This window comes from Oceanospirillum multiglobuliferum, assembly GCF_900167095.1.
Classification (GTDB): domain Bacteria; phylum Pseudomonadota; class Gammaproteobacteria; order Pseudomonadales; family Halomonadaceae; genus Oceanospirillum; species Oceanospirillum multiglobuliferum.
The window spans coordinates 135,886-152,607 of record NZ_FUXG01000001.1 but is presented as its reverse complement, the minus strand read 5'-3'; the positions used below and the strand labels follow the sequence as shown (position 1 = coordinate 152,607).

The window sequence follows — 16,722 nt, the reverse complement described above, 5'->3', positions numbered from 1 at the left end:
TCTGATATTACACAAAAGAGGCTAAAGTGCCTCTTTTGTGTTTTAGCTTAAACCTTATCAACTTTTTTAGATTGTGGTGTTAAGCGTCTCATAATGCCGTGTAATAGGCCTAACTCTGAAATATTAGGTGGATTACGCTGAAAATAAGCGCGTAACTTACCTAGAGTTGCAGCTTTAGGCTTGCCGTTAAAATACCCTGATTGTTCTAGTTGAACAGACATATTGTCGAAGAAATAACTCATTTCTTTTGCATCAGGTAAAGCCTCACTCTGAGTTACTGGGTAAAACTCTGTCAGGCTTCTTTGATAAAGCTCATAACAGATAATCTGTACCGCCGCAGCCATATTTAAAATGGAATAGTCAGGGTTTGCTGGAATGAACACATGGCGGTTACAAAGAGCATATTCATCGGAGGTTAACCCGCTACGCTCACGGCCAAAAACAATAGCGATTTCGTCCTGTTCTGACTGCTTAGAAACAAATGTTGCACATTCGGCAGGAGTCATTGCTGGAGCTTGGTGTGACCGAGGTCGGGCGCTGGTGGCCACCACATGCTGACAGTCGCCGATTGCTTCTTCTAGTGTACTAACCACAATGGCTTGGGTCAGAATATCTTCTGCGCCTGCGGCCATTGCAGAAGCTTCTGCATCAGGAAAGCTTTGTGGGGCGACCAAATAAAGATGGGTTAAGCCCATTACTTTCATCGCTCGGGCGGCGGAGCCAATATTGCCCGGATGAAAGGTGTTAACCAGCACAATACGGATACGTTTTAACATAAAGCACTTCATTTAATTGCCCTTTGGGTCAGGGCTGTCAATAAAAAAGCCCCGCGAGTTGCGAGGCTTTGCAGACAAGGCTCAATCGAGAGGACTGAGCCTATCTGAGGAGACGTAAGGGGGATGAATTACATCATACCGCCCATGCCACCCATACCGCCCATACCGCCCATATCCGGCATGCCTGCGCCTTTTTCTGCTGGTACATCAGCAACCATTGCTTCAGTTGTGATCATTAGACCAGCGATAGAAGAGGCAGCTTGTAGTGCAGAGCGAGTGACTTTAGCTGGATCAAGAATACCCATCTCGATCATGTCGCCATATTCACCGTTAGCGGCGTTGTAACCGTAGTTACCTGAGCCAGCACGTACGTTAGCTACAACAACAGAACCTTCTTCACCTGCGTTAGAAACGATCTGACGTAGAGGTGCTTCCATTGCACGGAATGCTAGTTCGATACCAACATTCTGATCATGGTTGTCGCCCTTCATGTCTTTAACTGTTGATAAAGCACGAATCAGAGCAACACCACCGCCAGGTACAACACCTTCTTCTACCGCTGCGCGAGTTGAGTGCAAAGCATCTTCAACACGAGCTTTCTTCTCTTTCATTTCCATCTCAGTGGCCGCACCCACTTTGATTACCGCAACACCACCAGCAAGTTTAGCTACGCGCTCTTGCAGTTTTTCACGGTCGTAATCAGAAGTAGTTTCTTCCATTTGAGCGCGAATCTGAGCAACACGTGCTTCGATATCTGCTGCATTACCAGCGCCATCGATGATTGTTGTGTTTTCTTTGCTCATGGTCACGCGCTTAGCAGTGCCCAGATGCTCTAAAGTAGTCGTTTCTAGGCTTAGACCTACTTCTTCAGAGATCACAGTACCGCCAGTCAAGATTGCGATATCTTGTAGCATTGCTTTGCGACGATCACCGAAACCAGGAGCTTTAGTTGCTGCAACTTTAACGATACCACGCATAGTGTTCACAACTAGAGTTGCTAACGCTTCGCCTTCGATATCTTCTGCAACAATAACCAGTGGCTTGCCAGATTTAGCAGTTGCTTCTAGAACTGGTAGCAATTCGCGGATATTAGAGATTTTCTTATCAACCAATAGCAGTAGAGGATCATCTAGTTCTACTGACATTTTGTCTTGGTTGTTGATGAAGTATGGAGACAGGTAGCCACGGTCAAACTGCATACCTTCTACAACTTCAAGCTCGTCTTCAAAGCCACGACCTTCATCAACTGTGATAACGCCTTCTTTGCCCACTTTTTCCATCGCTTCTGCGATGATGTTACCAACAGTGCTATCAGAGTTAGCAGAAATAGTACCTACTTGAGCAATCGCTTTGGTATCAGTACATGGCACTGCCATTTTTTGCAGCTCAGCAACAACTGCTGCTGTAGCCTTGTCAATGCCGCGCTTCAGATCCATTGGATTCATGCCAGCAGCAACTGATTTTAGACCTTCAGTCACAATCGCTTGAGCAAGAACTGTAGCGGTTGTAGTACCGTCACCTGCCACATCGTTGGCTTTAGAAGCAACTTCTTTCACCATCTGAGCGCCCATGTTCTCGAACTTGTCTTTTAGCTCGATCTCTTTCGCTACAGATACACCATCTTTAGTGACGGTTGGTGCGCCAAAAGATTTTTCTAAAATTACGTTACGACCTTTTGGGCCTAAAGTCGCTTTAACCGCATCGGCTAAAATATTAACACCCACTAGCATGCGCTGACGTGCATCAACACCAAACAATACTTCTTTTGCCATTTTGAAAAATCCTAATATGAAAATCTTTTAGTTAATCGACTGGAACAACCGAGATGAAGAGGTTGTGAATTAAGCTTCCAGTACTGCAAAAATTTCGCTTTCGCTCATGATTAACAGCTCTTCGCCATCCAGCTTAACAACATTGCTGGCATATTGGCCGAATAGAACTTTATCACCCACTTTTACAGACATCGGGTGAATATCGCCGTTGTTCAACAAGCGGCCCTGACCTACGGCAACAACTTCACCTTGATTAGGCTTTTCAGCTGCTGAACCTGGCAGAACAATACCTGATGCAGTGGTGGTTTCTTCTTCTTTGCGACGAATTACTACGCGGTCATGCAAAGGTTGGATTTTCATTCTCAAAATACTCCTAAAAGATCGTTATTTCTCAATCTTTATATGGGTTTTAACCCGTTCTTGTATTAACCCTTTCGGGTTCAAACTATAAGTCGCTATATGCGGCCTTAGTCTGAAATTTCAAGAGCTTGATTCTATTTTTTTCGTTCAAATTCACCTTCAAGCACCTGAGGGTCAATATTCTTTGATTGCTCAGGTGGTTGATGAAACGATGTTTTGCTGTTGTGTGTATAAATTGGGGAGACATTAATATTTTTCAAGACAGCACCTAAAAGAAAATGTCGACTAATAGGTATTAAACAGGCAAATCCAATGGCATCAGTCACAAAGCCCGGTGTAAGCAATAATGCGCCACCAATCGCTAACACAATACCTTCCGCCATCTCTTTTGCTGGAATCTGGCCTTGATTAATTTTCCAATTGGCTTGATTTAGCATTGCGACACCCTGCTTTTTTAACAGATGTATGCCGATAGCTGCCGTCAATATAACCAGTGCGATGGTGCTAAGAGCGCCAATTTGCTCACCAACCTTAATCAGCACCACCATTTCGACCAATGGTACTGCAATGAATAGCAGTAATAGTTTGTTCATCTAGAACCTTATTTGTCTCAGAAGGCTAATTTTTGAATGTGACAATTGATATGGGGTGCAGATTGTTTTTTTCAATATGCAGGCTTTGTTTTAAACAGGCTTCGCAAGTGCAAAAAAATAAGTTATATTGCAATGCACAACGCAGGTGAATTCAATCGAAAACAACTATACACGCATAAGCGAACTGAGGGGGTTTTACCATGGATCTTCAAGATAAAGTAGTCGTAATCACAGGTGGTGGTCAGGGACTAGGCCGTTCAATGGCACTACGTTTAGCGGCTAAAGGCGCTAAATTGGCTCTGATTGATCTTAACCAAGAAAAACTAGATGAAACAGCAGCCTTGGTTAAAGAAGCGGGTAGCGAAGCGAAAACTTATGTCGCTAACGTTGCCAACGAAGAAAGCGTTGAAACTGTATTTACTCAAATCGCATCTGATTTTGACCGTTTAGATGTGCTGGTTAACAACGCTGGTATCACTCGTGACGGCTTGTTTATCAAGGCTAAGAACGGCGAAGTTTTGCAGAAAATGTCTCTAGAGCATTGGCAGCAAGTGATCGACGTTAACCTAACAGGTGTTTTCCTGTGTGCACGTGAAGCTGCATGCAAGATGATTGAGAAGAATATTGCAGGTGTAATCATCAACATCTCTAGTATTTCTCGTTCAGGCAACATGGGACAAACAAACTACACTGCGGCTAAAGCTGGTGTGGCAAATATGGCCGTTACTTGGGCTAAAGAATTGTCTCGTTATGGTATTCGCGTTGGTGCGATTGCGCCTGGTTTCATCGAAACTGACATGACTGCTGGTATGAAGCCAGAAGCGTTGGAAAAAGTATGTTCAGTAATTCCTATGAATCGTTTAGGCAAGCCTGATGAAATTGCTCATTCAGTTGAGTACATCATTGAAAATGATTACTTCACTGGTCGTGTGATTGAGTGTGATGGTGGTCTACGTATCTAATTTTATTGGAAACGTTGAGCGTAAAAGGGAAGGTTATGATGCCTTCCCTTTTTTTCAGCCTCTGAAAGTTAAATAGACAAACGTCCTTTGTTCATCTCAAGTGTTTTCAGGCTGATACCTTTTATTTGTGTAAGCTCTTCAATGCTTTTAAAAGCACCATTTTGAGTTCGATAATCCACAATCAGTTGAGCCTTCTTCTTGCCAATACCTTTGAGCTGCTGAAGGGTATTAATATCTGCTTGGTTGATATTAATCTGAGTTGAGTTTTCAGAGACAGTGGCGTTATTTGTGGTATCGGTACTTGTTTCAGCGAAACTGATAGGGGGGAGTGCGAAAGATAGAGCCAGTGAAAGCAGGGCGATGACCAGTTTTTTCATAAGTAAATCCTTTTTAGTTTCTACAATCCTCAGTGATTGCTTTTTGAAAGTAGGCTATAAGCTAAATTTCTGCCGTAATACTTTAACCATGCTTGATGTAGGTGATTGTGAGTTGGGCTTGTGAGAGAAACCTCTAGGCTTTAGACGGGTGTTTGTCAGGGGAAAGCAGCTTATAATATCTCGTAACTTTCTAGAGGAACCTTGATATGTCGTTGCACCCAGAGAATCCTGTTATTGTTGCCCTTGATTATGCTGACGCTGCGCAAGCACTGGCATTTGTCGACCAATTAGAACCAGGGCGCTGTCAGCTAAAAGTGGGTAAAGAGCTGTTCACTCGCTCTGGGCCTGCCATTGTTGAAACTCTAACGAAAAAAGGTTTTAACGTTTTTTTAGATCTGAAATTCCACGACATTCCAAACACAACGGCTCAGGCGGTATTAGCTGCAGCGGATTGTGGTGCATGGATGGTAAACGTACATGCTTCTGGTGGGCGCCCGATGATGGAGGAGTCTGTTAAACGTTTGCGAGATAATGGTCATAACACGTTGTTGATTGCAGTGACTGTGCTGACCAGTATGAATGAGCAGCAGTTGAAAGAAACAGGAGTAAACTACTCATTGAGAGAACAGGTGCTACATTTGGCGTCCTTAACTGAGCAATCAGGTTTAGATGGTGTTGTTTGTTCTGCTCAAGAAGCTCTCATGTTACGTGAGGTATTACCCTTAGACTTCAAGCTGGTTACGCCCGGTATTCGACCAAGCTTTGCCGAAAAAGGCGATCAAATGCGCATTGTAACGCCTGCGCAAGCCTTAAAAGATGGGAGTGATTATTTAGTGATCGGTCGTCCAATCACAAAAGCTGAAGATCCTATGCAGGCGCTGGCCTTAATTGAGGCCGAAATTAGAGCTGCTCGTAGCTAAACTAACTCAAAGTTAAACCGCTACAGTATGTTTTTTATGGGTGTGCTGACGGTTGTCAGTAAATCATCTGGTCTTAATGTGCCCCAGTGACGACACTTGGGGCATTGCCACAGCACAACTTGCTGACTTTTATAGCCACACTTTTGACAGCGTAAATAGTAGTGCGCTTTATTACTGCTGGTTATTAGCTGTTGAACTACTCTTTGTAATTTATTTTGAACCTCTGAGCTTGGTGCTGTCACTAGCTGTAGCATGTTTGCGGCTAACTTAATTGGAACGGCTTTCAACTCTGCTGTTTGCTGTGCAATAAACTCAAAAGCCTCATCTGCGCCTCTCTCTTGCTCAATTAGGCTTGCTTTTAAGCTGATGGCAGTATGGCTTGGTGCGGTTCTAAGAATAAGATCTAAATAGTTATGCAACTCTTTAGTTGATAAATGTTCTGCTATTTTGGGAAGTACGACAGAATAAAAGCGAGGATCTTGCTCTGGAATACGTTGCAATAGGTGAATGGCCTTTTTATAGGCATGGTTTTTTAGCTCTAGTTCGGCGCAAATCCAGTTAGCTCGCATACACTTACTGTCATTGTACAGCGCTTGCTTCAATGTTTTTTTGGCTTGGCTAAAATCATTTTGAGTCAGTTGTTGTTCAGCTAGTTCACAATAGTAGTGTGCGAGAGCGGCTTTTTGTTCAGGTATTTCTTTTAGTAGTTTATGCGCACTGACCTCTATTGCTTTGTGCCACTCTTTCTCTTGTTCATAGATTCGAATGAGCAGGCGTTGGCTTTGTAGGCGAAGATCGTCTTGTGCAATTTGATTGAGCTCTATCAATAAGCGTTCTGCTCGATCAAATAAACCAGCGGCAAAAAAATCCCGTGCTAATTCAAGTTGAATTTTATGTGTCAGCGCTCTACTGAGAGTGGGACGAGCAAATAGATTTTGATGCAAGCGAATCGCTTTTTCTGTTTCCCCCTTGCTGCGAAAAAGATTGCCCATCGCAATATGGGTGTCGACAGTCTCAGGGTTAATCTCCAGCAATCGCATAAAGGTTTCGACAGCTTTATCCTGCTCATCATTGAGAAGAAAAGTTAAACCTGCAAAATAATCTTTGTTTAGTGCACTGCTATCGCTGTTAACTGTTGAGCTACGATGTCTTTTTTTTAAGCTAAACCTTCCTAATCCCCAGCCAATGGCAATTGCTGCTATGAGTACTAGCAGTAACATCCATTCATTCATCTTTTGAGTCCTTTAGACCCGAAATACGTAAGGCATCTAACTCTTTTCTAGCTAGTTTTAGTGCACGTTCAGCTTTTATTTGAGCCGTTTTTATACGCATAAAAGTACTAAGAGACAGTAGCCAGCCAGTGATTAAGCCAATGAGTAGGCTTGTGAGCACCAAAAAAGCGATACTGATTTCAGGCAGCTGCACAAAAATAAGATCTATTGGGTAGTTTGCAGTATTTTTTGACGCGAAGAGTATTCCCGTGACCAATAAAGCCAAGGCTACAATGAGCACTAACCCATTTTTAATCAAGCGCATACTTACTCCTGCATCATGTTGAAGTGGCCAGAATTATGCCAGTAATTAGCAGGAATCTCATCTGTCCTGTTGCTAGATAAGGGGAAGTAACAGTCTCCCCATCATATCACATTGATTAGTCGCGCTGTTCTCTTGCTTCGTCAACTTGTTCACGTAGCTCTTTACCTGGCTTGAAGTGAGGTACGTATTTGCCAGTAAGATCGACAGACTCACCCGTTTTAGGATTACGACCTGAGCGAGGTTCGCGGTAATGTAGGGAGAAACTACCAAATCCGCGAATTTCAACTCGTCCACCATTTGCTAATGCTTCTGCAATTTGCTCAAGAATAATACGAACCGCTGCCTCAACCTCCTTTGCTGAGAGATCGGGTTGCTTTAAGCTTATTTGTTCAATTAACTCAGACTTAGTCATGGTTTCGCTCCTACCTACTGCTAATCAGCATTTATTGTTCTTTTTCCAGCTTAGTTGTTTTACTAAATTAAGCATATTCCTGTATTAAACAAAAGGTTAGTGAAAAATCAATGGAAAAAAATACTTTTTTGTTTCTGATCATTAGTCTAACCCTGTTGGGGAATCAAACTGGAGCGCGTTATACTGGCACAATCGTGCTTTAACTTTAAGGTTGTGGTTAGAAATGAGTTTAGAAACAGAGATCAATCGCCTGCACTGGCAGAGCCGTCGTGGAATGTGGGAACTTGATCTGCTTTTGGTGCCGTTTATCAAAAATCACTATGCAGAGTTAGATCAGGATGATCGCAAACGTTACGAAGATCTATTGGCTTGTGAAGATCAAGATCTGTTTGTTTGGTTGATGCGTCGAGAGCTTCCTGAGCATCCTGAGCATCGTATTATCGTTGAAAAAATCATTGAATATGCAGAAAACAGCGATCTGGATCACTTTAAATCCCTCTAAAATTTTAGATGGCTGGCGTTTGCTCAGCCATCTGATACCTTTCATTTTCTTGTTATTGTATCTACCACTTTCTGCTTCTTTGCTACTGTTCTTTGCAGTCTGCTATGGTTTATTAAGTTTATTGGCTATTAGCTACTTTGTTCGTGATGATGCGACAATTCAACACTGTGCTTACAATGACGGACAGTGGCACCTAAAAGATAAATCAGGTGCGACACGGCAGGTGCTGTTGTTTCGCAAAGTATTATTTGCCGATTTATTTATTTGGTGCTGGTTTATTGATGCTCGCGGACAAAGTTATCGACTGCATATTTGGCCCGACAGTGCCTCTGCTGAGGCACGCCGACAATTGAGGGTATTACTGCGCTTAGCTAGCTAAAACTACCATTGATCAGGGGTCAGGATGGTATCTCTAGGATCTGTGCTCATCTCAGGATAGTCTAAGGTATAGTGCAAGCCGCGACTTTCTTTACGCATCAGAGCTGAACGAATAATGAGATCAGCGACTAATGACAAATTACGCAACTCGATTAAGTCACCTGATACCTTGTAGTTAGAGTAGTACTCGCCAATTTCATTATTGAGTAGATCTATGCGATGTTTGGCACGCTGTAAGCGCTTGTTTGTTCTTACAATACCCACGTAGTCCCACATGAAGCGTCTTAACTCGTCCCAGTTATGAGAGATCACTACATCTTCATCTGAATCTGTTACTTGGCTTTCATCCCATTCTGGAGCGTCGGGGGGTACTGGTGTGCTGTTTAGTTGAGCCAGAATATCTGCTGCTGCAGAATCCGCATATACCAAACATTCCAGCAGTGAGTTACTGGCCATTCGATTGGCACCGTGCAACCCTGTAAAACTTGCTTCACCAATGGCATAAAGTTTTGGTAAGTCTGTTTGGCCTTTTGTATTAACGATAATACCGCCACAGGTATAATGTGCGGCAGGTACAACAGGAATAGAGTCTTTGGTGATATCAATGCCAAACTCTAAACAGCGCTCATAGACCGTTGGAAAGTGGCTAATAATAAAGTCGGCAGGTTTATGGCTGATATCTAAGTAAACGCAGTCACTACCTAAGCGCTTCATTTCATGATCAATGGCGCGTGCGACGACATCTCGTGGTGCTAGCTCTGCTCGCTCATCAAACCTTGGCATAAAGCGTGAGCCATCCGGTAGGCGCAAAATTGCCCCTTCGCCACGCAGAGCCTCGGTAATTAAAAATGATTTAGCTTGAGGGTGGTATAAACAAGTGGGATGGAATTGGTTGAACTCCATGTTGGCCACGCGACAGCCTGCGCGCCAAGCCATTGCAATGCCATCGCCCGATGAGCCGTCAGGGTTGCTGGTGTATAGATAAACTTTGCTAGCCCCGCCTGTTGCCAATACAACAAATTTAGCTTTAAACACATCAACATGTTCTGTTTTACAATCCAAAACATAAGCACCTATGCAGCCGTGACCTGTGCTGTCAATTTTTCGCCTTGTAATCAGGTCGATGGCCATCTTATAGGTGAATATGTCTATATTAGGATGGTTCAGTGCTTGCTCAGTTAGCGTCGAGGATACGGCTAGACCTGTAGCATCTGCTGCATGAATAATTCGGCGATGGCTGTGGCCTCCTTCTCGGGTCAGGTGGTAGGGTAGCTCGCTGTCCTCTTCACTAGGGGTAAAGGGCACACCTTGTTGGATAAGCCAGTCGATGCTGCTTTTGCTATTTTCAACTGTGAAACGCACGGCCTCTTCATGGCAAAGCTCACCGCCTGCAATTAATGTGTCTTGTACATGAGACTCTACGCTATCTTCATTGTCTAAAACGGCAGCAATTCCCCCTTGAGCCCAACGTGTTGATCCATCTGCTATCGTGCTTTTGCTCAATACTGCAATCGAGCAGTGATCGGCTAGTTTTAAAGCCAATGATAGGCCCGCAGCGCCGCTGCCGATAACTAAGACATCATGTTGAAAAACTTGACTCATCAGGCATGCTTCCAAAAACAGTGCAGTAAAGAAAAAAAGTGTTCGGTGCGTAGATTATGATGAACCTTTATGCTCAAGCTGAGTCATAAAAGCAATCGTGTCAGGCGCAGATGGTAGATAAAAATCAGTCATCAGACAAACTTACTGTAAATTTGCTATTTTTATAGCGGTAGAAAGTAGATGCTTGAAACGAAATAATTATTTTAAAGTTGCAACATTATCTAATGGTTGCTTTGTACTTCATCTGAGGTGCATTTGAGGTTGAGAGATGACAACGGATACGGATCAGCAGTTAGTAGCGCGGGTTCAGGCTGGCGATAAGCGAGCCTTTGACCTGTTGGTGCGTAAATATCAGCACAAAATTGCTGCGCTGGTCAGCCGTTATATCCAAGACTCCCACGAAGTGCTGGATGTGACACAGGAAGCCTTTATTAAAGCTTACCGTGCCATCGGAAATTTTCGATCAGAAAGTGCTTTTTATACTTGGTTATATCGGATTGCGATCAACACAGCAAAAAACTATATCGTTTCAAGGGGGCGAAGGCCGCCAGGAACTGATATTGATTACGATGACGCTGAAATACTGAACAATGATGGGCGCTTAAATGACAATGAATCTCCAGAGCGTGCTTTAGAGCGTGATGAGTTGGAGAAGACTGTCTTTAGTGCTATCAATGCGTTACCTGATGAATTACGTACTGCCATCACCCTACGGGAAATTGATGGCATGAGTTACGAAGATATTGCTCAGGTGATGCAGTGCCCTGTAGGGACTGTGCGTTCACGTATTTTTCGGGCGAGGGAAGCCGTTGATAAAGAGATCAAGCGGCTATTTGAACCTGAGCTGTCTGCTCAATAAACTCTGCTTTGAGTTTTTCAAAGCACAAAAGTGACCGAGGTCAGCCATGAGTGATGACATTCACCAATCTCTATCAAATTTGATGGACAGTGAGGCAGACGAGTTAGAACTACGCCGTGTCTTAAAAGCGAGTCAAGAGCAAGCTGAAGTTGCCCAAACTTGGCACCGCTATCATTTAATACGTAGTGTGCTACACAAAGAGTTAGAGCAACCGCAACTATTTGATATATCGGATAGAATATCGGCTGCAATAGACCTAGAAGATGAGATTGTCTTAGCACCAGAGCAACCTGTAGTTCAACCTACTGTCAGTGATAAAACAAAAACACTTAGTTTTTGGCGTGAGGCCGGCAATGGTTGGTTGGGTAAAACTGCAATAGCAGCATCTGTTGCCGCTGCTGTAGTACTGCTGATGCCGCAACCCAGTATTGATCAGCCAATGCTAGCGAAGCAATCTGCTGCGCCAGTCTACCAAAATGAGTTGCCGCGCCAAAGTCGAGTAGCACCTTCTTCTGGCGTTCAACTTGTAAGTGCTGGTGCTGAGCAGGCTAATGCTTACCATCTGGTGGATAGCCAGAAACAGCGCCAAGAACAGCTGATTCGAGCCTATTTAATGCAGCACTCTGAATATGTCTCTGCAACAGGTACGCACGGAATGATGCCGATGGTACGCGTTGCTGGGTATCAAGCTGTAGGGCAATAGATCAGTTTTGATTATTTGGATAAACGGGTGATGGTTTTTCACTATGCGTAATATATTTACGGCAGTACATACTCTTAACGATAAACGGGAGCTGGCACAGGTTAAACGGCATCATGGTAGCCTTGGTCGTTGTTTTTTAAGCATCTGTGCTGGTTTTACTTTGTTAATATCACCCTTGAGCTATGGTGCAACCGCCGATCAATGGCTGGAGCGTTTCTCAGATGCCATGCATCGTTATGACTATCACGGTGTTTTGGTTTACTCAAGAGAAGGGCAACTCAATACAGTTGAACTGAGCCATGATGTGAGTGAAAAAGGAGAGAAATCACGCTTAAGCTATCTCGATGGTTTACCTCGTGAGTTCTTACATCAGGATGACCAAATTACGCGAAAAATTTCTGGACAAGAGGTGGCCAGTGATCAAATTCATGGTGGAAATCTGTTAGGACGTTTTTCGGGTGGTTTGCCAAAAATTAAGCAGTACTATCAGCTACAGGTAAAGGGCACAGGGCGTATTGTAGGGCGGCAAGTACAGATTATTGAAGTTACACCAAGAGATAATCAGCGTTTAGGCTATCGCCTATGGTTAGATGAAGAGTCTGCGCTGCTGCTAAAATCAGTGACGTTAGACCCTTTGGCTAGAGAACTGGAAACCTTTCAGTTTGCTTCTTTCAAGTTTAGTAAGCGTGATGTGCCCTTGGCGCAACCCGATACTCAGCATGAAGCATTGCCTGATGTAAAACTCCCTTGGTTACCAGACGGTTTTAAGTTGTCTGCGGTAAAAACAGCATTACCAGTATCAGAAACCCATCGGGCGGATATGTATAATTTATCAGATGGTGTGAGTACCTTCTCAATATTCGTTGAGCCGCTACGTGAAGACTCGTTGAAAGAGGGTACTCACCAGCATGGTGCGACTGTAGTTGTAGTGCGTGTTATCAATGCCGATAATGCAGGTCGTGTTGTCACTGTAGTGGGAGAGATCCCCTTACATACAGCCCAAAAAGTCGCAGCGGCTTTTTAATTTAAGTTGCTGGTCAGTGCCCTGTTAGGAGAATGCTATGTTAGAAGAGCAAGCACTTGTGGTCGATAAAGATAGTCAAGGCGTTTGGGTGGAAACCTGTCGTCAGTCGGCCTGCCAAAGCTGTGCTTCTAAAAGTAGTTGTGGGCACTCGCTGCTTGGCAAAATGAGTCGAGGGCAAACGCAAAGAATGTTAGTCAAAACTCATCTTGATCTTGAGGTGGGTGATCAGGTCATGCTAGGGCTAAGCGAAAGCGCATTTTTAAAAGGCTCTGCGCTGGTATATTTATTACCCTTAATTGCGATGATTATTATGGCTATTGTAGGTGAGCAACTATTTGGAGCAGATTCTTGGCAAAGTTTAGCCTTGGCTGCTTCAGGCTTACTGATTGGTTTTTTGTTTGTGCGTAGCTATAGCAAACAGCATCAGCTCGATCCTAATTACCAACCTGTGGTATTACGTAAGTTAGTAGTGCCAAATGCATCTGTGCAAAAAATACCGCTTTCCACACTATAAGCTCAAAAGGCTTCTTTTCGAGTCTCTGTCATTGGAGCATGTTATGAGAATAATTCAGCAAGGTTTTGCTTTTTTGGGTTTAGCGTTTGCGCTATTACTTTTTTCAACGCTTACACAAGCAGCATCTCTGCCAGATTTTACCGAACTGGTTGAAGAGGCTGCCCCTGCAGTGGTTAATATTAGTACGACTAAAGCGCCAGATCCAAAGCGCGCGCACCCATTATCTGGCTTAAAAGAAGAGGATTTGCCGGAAATCTTTAGGCATTTCTTTGGTGGTAAAATACCTACGCCTAATGCACCGAGAGGACAAACGCCTCCTCAGCAGTCATTGGGTTCAGGTTTTATTATCTCAGAAGATGGTTATCTGTTAACGAACAATCACGTTGTTGAGGGTGCTGAGCAGATCATTGTTCGCCTTTCCGATCGTCGAGAATTAGAAGCAAAGGTTATAGGGCTAGATAAGCGCACAGATCTTGCGTTACTGAAAATAGACGCGCAAAACCTGCCCGTTGTTGAGTTGGGTGATTCATCGAAGCTTAAAGCAGGTGAGTGGGTGCTGGCTATTGGTTCACCTTTTGGTTTCGACCACTCCGTAACCGCTGGTATTGTCAGTGCAGTAGGGCGTTCATTACCTAATGAAAACTATGTGCCTTTTATTCAAACAGATGTTGCCATCAATCCCGGTAATTCTGGCGGCCCTTTATTTAACTTAGAGGGTGAGGTAGTGGGTATTAATTCTCAAATTTATACCCGATCGGGTGGTTTTATGGGGCTATCATTTGCTATCCCAATTGATGTTGCCATGAATGTTGCTGAACAGCTAAAAACAGAAGGGCGCGTTGCAAGGGGGTGGCTGGGTGTTATCATTCAAGAGGTAAACCGTGATTTAGCAGAGTCTTTTGGTCTTAAAAAGCCAATGGGGGCTCTAGTTGTACAGGTCGCCTCAGATGATCCAGCAGGTAAGGGTGGTATTCAAGAGGGTGATATTATTCTTGAGTTTAATGGTGTTGAAATTCACCGCTCTGGTGAACTGCCACCTGTAGTTGGGCAAATTCATCCAGGCGACAGTGCTAAAGTTAAAGTGCTCCGTGGTGGTAAACGTATTTTCTTAACCATTGTGATTGAAGAGCTGCCAGAGCAATCAATTGCAGCGGCCAAAGCACCAGAGGAACCGAAAGTTGCCCCAGCAGACCGTTTAGGTTTGCGTGTGGTGGATTTATCTTCTGAACAGAAGCAGCGCTTACAAGCAGATCACGGCATTCTGATTCAAGATGTTGTGGCTGGTAGTGGTGAGCGTGCAGGCTTACGCTCGGGAGACCTTTTAACTATGTTAAATGGCGTTCAAATTGATAGCGTGAAGCGTTACTTAGAAGTTGTTGCGGCTCTAAAATCTGGAGACTCCGTGCCAATTCGAGTTGTCCGCCAAGGTAGTGCAAGCTTTATCCCTTTAAAAGTTGAATAGACTTTAAGTGGAGGCTGATCTATCCGGAAGATATTCTGCGATAGATCGGCTTTTTTGTATGCTTGATTACCTGTGATACTGTAATAGCGTAGATCAAGGGAATCATGTAGACTTTGCACCTGCTTTTTGGAGCCATTTTCGCGGCTATTACCTATTTTTGGTGAATATTTACTGTGAGTCGTTTAAGTCATATCCGTAATTTCTCAATTATCGCCCATATCGATCATGGCAAGTCCACGTTGGCTGATCGCTTTATTCAAACCTGTGAGGGGTTGAGTGAGCGTGAAATGGCTGCGCAAGTGCTTGACTCTATGGATATCGAACGTGAGCGTGGCATTACCATTAAGGCTCAGAGCGTAACTCTGAATTACACTGCCAAAGATGGTAATACCTATCAGCTGAACTTCATTGACACCCCAGGTCACGTTGACTTTTCTTATGAAGTTTCCCGATCTTTGGCTGCCTGTGAGGGGGCTTTACTGGTTGTGGATGCGGCTCAAGGGGTTGAAGCGCAGTCTGTCGCAAACTGCTACACCGCAATTGAGCAGAATCTTGAAGTGGTGCCTGTTCTCAATAAAATGGATCTGCCGCAAGCAGAGCCAGAGCGTGTTGCAGAGGAAATTGAAGAAATTATTGGTATTGATGCCCATGACGCTGTGCGCTGTAGCGCCAAAAGTGGCTTAGGTATTGATGAAGTGTTGGAAGAAATTATTGCCAAAATTCCAGCACCGACCGGTGATCCTGATGGCTCGTTACAAGCACTAATTATCGACTCTTGGTTTGATAACTACTTAGGTGTTGTTTCCTTAGTGCGCGTAATGGAAGGCACTGTTAAAAAAGGCGACAAGATCCTAATCAAGTCTACCGGAAAAGCTTGGGGTGTTGATGGTGTCGGTATTTTTACACCGAAACGTACCGAAACAGGCATACTAAGAGCTGGTGAAGTAGGCTTTATTGTTGCGGGTATTAAAGAGATTCAAGGTGCGCCAGTCGGCGATACTATCACCTTGTCTAAAACTCCAGAAGTACCAATGCTGTCAGGTTTTAAGCGGGTTAAGCCTCAGGTTTATGCAGGTTTGTTCCCAGTCAGTTCTGACGATTATGAAGACTTCCGTGATGCGTTGGCCAAATTAACGTTGAATGATGCGTCTTTATTTTATGAGCCAGAAAGCAGTGATGCACTAGGTTTTGGTTTCCGTTGTGGCTTCTTAGGCATGCTGCACATGGAGATTATTCAAGAGCGCTTAGAGCGCGAGTATGATCTTGATCTAATCACCACCGCACCAACCGTTATTTTTGAAGTATTACTCAAAAATAAGGACGTTATTCAAGTTGATAGCCCTGCTAAACTGCCAGACCCATCTAGTATTGAAGAGATGCGCGAGCCAATTGCTCGGGTTAACATTCTAGTACCGCACGAAATGCTGGGTAACGTGATTACGCTTTGCGTTGAAAAACGTGGTGTGCAAATTGATATGCAGTTTGTGGGGCGTCAAGTACAGCTAAGCTACGATATTCCGATGAATGAAGTGGTGTTGGACTTCTTTGATCGTTTGAAGTCAGTCAGCCGTGGCTTTGCCTCTCTTGATTATAGCTTTGACCGTTTCCAAGCAGCGGACTTGGCGCGTTTGGATATCTTGATCAATGGCGATAGAGTTGACGCTTTGGCCTGTATTATCCATAAAGATCAAATCCGTACTAAAGGTAATGCGCTAACTGAAAAGATGAAGGAAATTATTCCTCGTCAGATGTTTGACGTTGCCATTCAAGCGGCAATTGGTAATCAAGTGGTGGCGCGCCAAACCGTAAAAGCCCTACGTAAAAATGTGACTGCAAAATGCTACGGCGGTGATGTAAGCCGTAAGAAAAAGCTCTTGCAGAAACAGAAAGAGGGTAAAAAACGTATGAAGCAGGTAGGTCGAGTGGAAATTCCACAAGATGCCTTCCTAGCTGTACTTAAAGTGGATTAA

Annotated in this window: 19 protein-coding genes; 10 read left to right on the top strand and 9 right to left on the bottom strand. The window is 43.9% G+C overall.

The annotated features are described in order from the left end of the window. Window positions 1–47: 47 nt before the first annotated feature. From B5D26_RS00700 to B5D26_RS00685, 4 genes are all read right to left on the bottom strand, one after another. Window positions 48–776, bottom strand: a complete 729-nt coding sequence (locus B5D26_RS00700) for an RNA methyltransferase (protein ID WP_159445554.1) — start codon at window positions 774–776, stop codon at window positions 48–50. 128 nt (window positions 777–904) lie between these two features. After that, window positions 905–2,548: a chaperonin GroEL gene (gene groL, locus B5D26_RS00695; protein WP_078743762.1), complete on the bottom strand. Its 1,644-nt coding sequence runs from the start codon at window positions 2,546–2,548 to the stop codon at window positions 905–907. A 69-nt stretch (window positions 2,549–2,617) separates the two neighbouring features. Next, window positions 2,618–2,908 carry a co-chaperone GroES gene (locus B5D26_RS00690; RefSeq protein WP_078743761.1) on the bottom strand — a complete coding sequence of 97 codons (291 nt, stop codon included), beginning with the start codon at window positions 2,906–2,908 and terminating at the stop codon, window positions 2,618–2,620. Window positions 2,909–3,042: 134 nt separating this feature from the next. Continuing rightward, window positions 3,043–3,501 carry an FxsA family protein gene (locus B5D26_RS00685; protein WP_078743760.1) on the bottom strand — a complete coding sequence of 153 codons (459 nt, stop codon included), beginning with the start codon at window positions 3,499–3,501 and terminating at the stop codon, window positions 3,043–3,045. Window positions 3,502–3,701: 200 nt separating this feature from the next. Here B5D26_RS00685 and B5D26_RS00680 point away from each other — a divergent pair, with 200 nt between their 5' ends. Further along, window positions 3,702–4,463, top strand: coding sequence for an SDR family oxidoreductase (locus B5D26_RS00680; RefSeq protein WP_078743759.1), 762 nt, complete (start codon window positions 3,702–3,704; stop codon window positions 4,461–4,463). Window positions 4,464–4,531: 68 nt separating this feature from the next. Here B5D26_RS00680 and B5D26_RS16510 read toward each other — a convergent pair whose 3' ends face one another. After that, complete coding sequence (locus B5D26_RS16510) at window positions 4,532–4,840, bottom strand: ComEA family DNA-binding protein (protein WP_078743758.1); 309 nt, start codon at window positions 4,838–4,840, stop codon at window positions 4,532–4,534. 206 nt (window positions 4,841–5,046) lie between these two features. On the opposite strand from B5D26_RS16510, the gene pyrF reads away from it, so the two are divergent. Further along, window positions 5,047–5,760, top strand: coding sequence for an orotidine-5'-phosphate decarboxylase (gene pyrF, locus B5D26_RS00670; RefSeq protein WP_078743757.1), 714 nt, complete (start codon window positions 5,047–5,049; stop codon window positions 5,758–5,760). Window positions 5,761–5,780: 20 nt separating this feature from the next. Here pyrF and lapB read toward each other — a convergent pair whose 3' ends face one another. The 3 genes from lapB to ihfB all read right to left on the bottom strand — a co-directional run bounded on the left by lapB (window position 5,781) and on the right by ihfB (window position 7,708). Beyond that, window positions 5,781–6,992, bottom strand: coding sequence for a lipopolysaccharide assembly protein LapB (gene lapB / locus B5D26_RS00665; protein ID WP_078743756.1), 1,212 nt, complete (start codon window positions 6,990–6,992; stop codon window positions 5,781–5,783). Then, complete coding sequence (locus B5D26_RS00660; protein ID WP_078743755.1) at window positions 6,985–7,296, bottom strand: LapA family protein; 312 nt, start codon at window positions 7,294–7,296, stop codon at window positions 6,985–6,987. The genes lapB and B5D26_RS00660 overlap by 8 nt, the downstream gene beginning before the upstream one ends. Before the next feature lie 115 nt (window positions 7,297–7,411). Then, window positions 7,412–7,708, bottom strand: coding sequence for an integration host factor subunit beta (gene ihfB / locus B5D26_RS00655; RefSeq protein WP_078743754.1), 297 nt, complete (start codon window positions 7,706–7,708; stop codon window positions 7,412–7,414). 223 nt (window positions 7,709–7,931) lie between these two features. Here ihfB and B5D26_RS00650 point away from each other — a divergent pair, with 223 nt between their 5' ends. Then, window positions 7,932–8,210, top strand: coding sequence for an FAD assembly factor SdhE (locus B5D26_RS00650; RefSeq protein ID WP_078743753.1), 279 nt, complete (start codon window positions 7,932–7,934; stop codon window positions 8,208–8,210). Then, window positions 8,170–8,589 (top strand): protein YgfX, encoded by a 420-nt coding sequence (locus B5D26_RS00645; protein ID WP_078743752.1) that lies wholly within the window; start codon window positions 8,170–8,172, stop codon window positions 8,587–8,589. Before B5D26_RS00650 ends, B5D26_RS00645 begins: the two co-directional genes overlap by 41 nt. Window positions 8,590–8,591: 2 nt before the next feature. Here the strand turns inward: B5D26_RS00645 and nadB are convergent, their stop codons facing one another. After that, window positions 8,592–10,190, bottom strand: coding sequence for an L-aspartate oxidase (gene nadB, locus B5D26_RS00640; protein ID WP_078743751.1), 1,599 nt, complete (start codon window positions 10,188–10,190; stop codon window positions 8,592–8,594). Window positions 10,191–10,458: 268 nt separating this feature from the next. On the opposite strand from nadB, the gene rpoE reads away from it, so the two are divergent. The 6 genes from rpoE to lepA all read left to right on the top strand — a co-directional run bounded on the left by rpoE (window position 10,459) and on the right by lepA (window position 16,722). Continuing rightward, window positions 10,459–11,049 (top strand): RNA polymerase sigma factor RpoE, encoded by a 591-nt coding sequence (rpoE, locus tag B5D26_RS00635; protein WP_078743750.1) that lies wholly within the window; start codon window positions 10,459–10,461, stop codon window positions 11,047–11,049. 46 nt (window positions 11,050–11,095) lie between these two features. Then, complete coding sequence (locus B5D26_RS00630; protein ID WP_078743749.1) at window positions 11,096–11,752, top strand: sigma-E factor negative regulatory protein; 657 nt, start codon at window positions 11,096–11,098, stop codon at window positions 11,750–11,752. A 43-nt stretch (window positions 11,753–11,795) separates the two neighbouring features. Continuing rightward, complete coding sequence (locus B5D26_RS00625; protein ID WP_078743748.1) at window positions 11,796–12,776, top strand: MucB/RseB C-terminal domain-containing protein; 981 nt, start codon at window positions 11,796–11,798, stop codon at window positions 12,774–12,776. A gap of 37 nt (window positions 12,777–12,813) precedes the next feature. After that, complete coding sequence (locus B5D26_RS00620) at window positions 12,814–13,290, top strand: SoxR reducing system RseC family protein (RefSeq protein ID WP_078743747.1); 477 nt, start codon at window positions 12,814–12,816, stop codon at window positions 13,288–13,290. 43 nt (window positions 13,291–13,333) lie between these two features. Continuing rightward, window positions 13,334–14,752: a DegQ family serine endoprotease gene (locus B5D26_RS00615; protein ID WP_078743746.1), complete on the top strand. Its 1,419-nt coding sequence runs from the start codon at window positions 13,334–13,336 to the stop codon at window positions 14,750–14,752. Between the two features lie 173 nt (window positions 14,753–14,925). Beyond that, complete coding sequence (lepA, locus tag B5D26_RS00610; protein WP_078743745.1) at window positions 14,926–16,722, top strand: translation elongation factor 4; 1,797 nt, start codon at window positions 14,926–14,928, stop codon at window positions 16,720–16,722.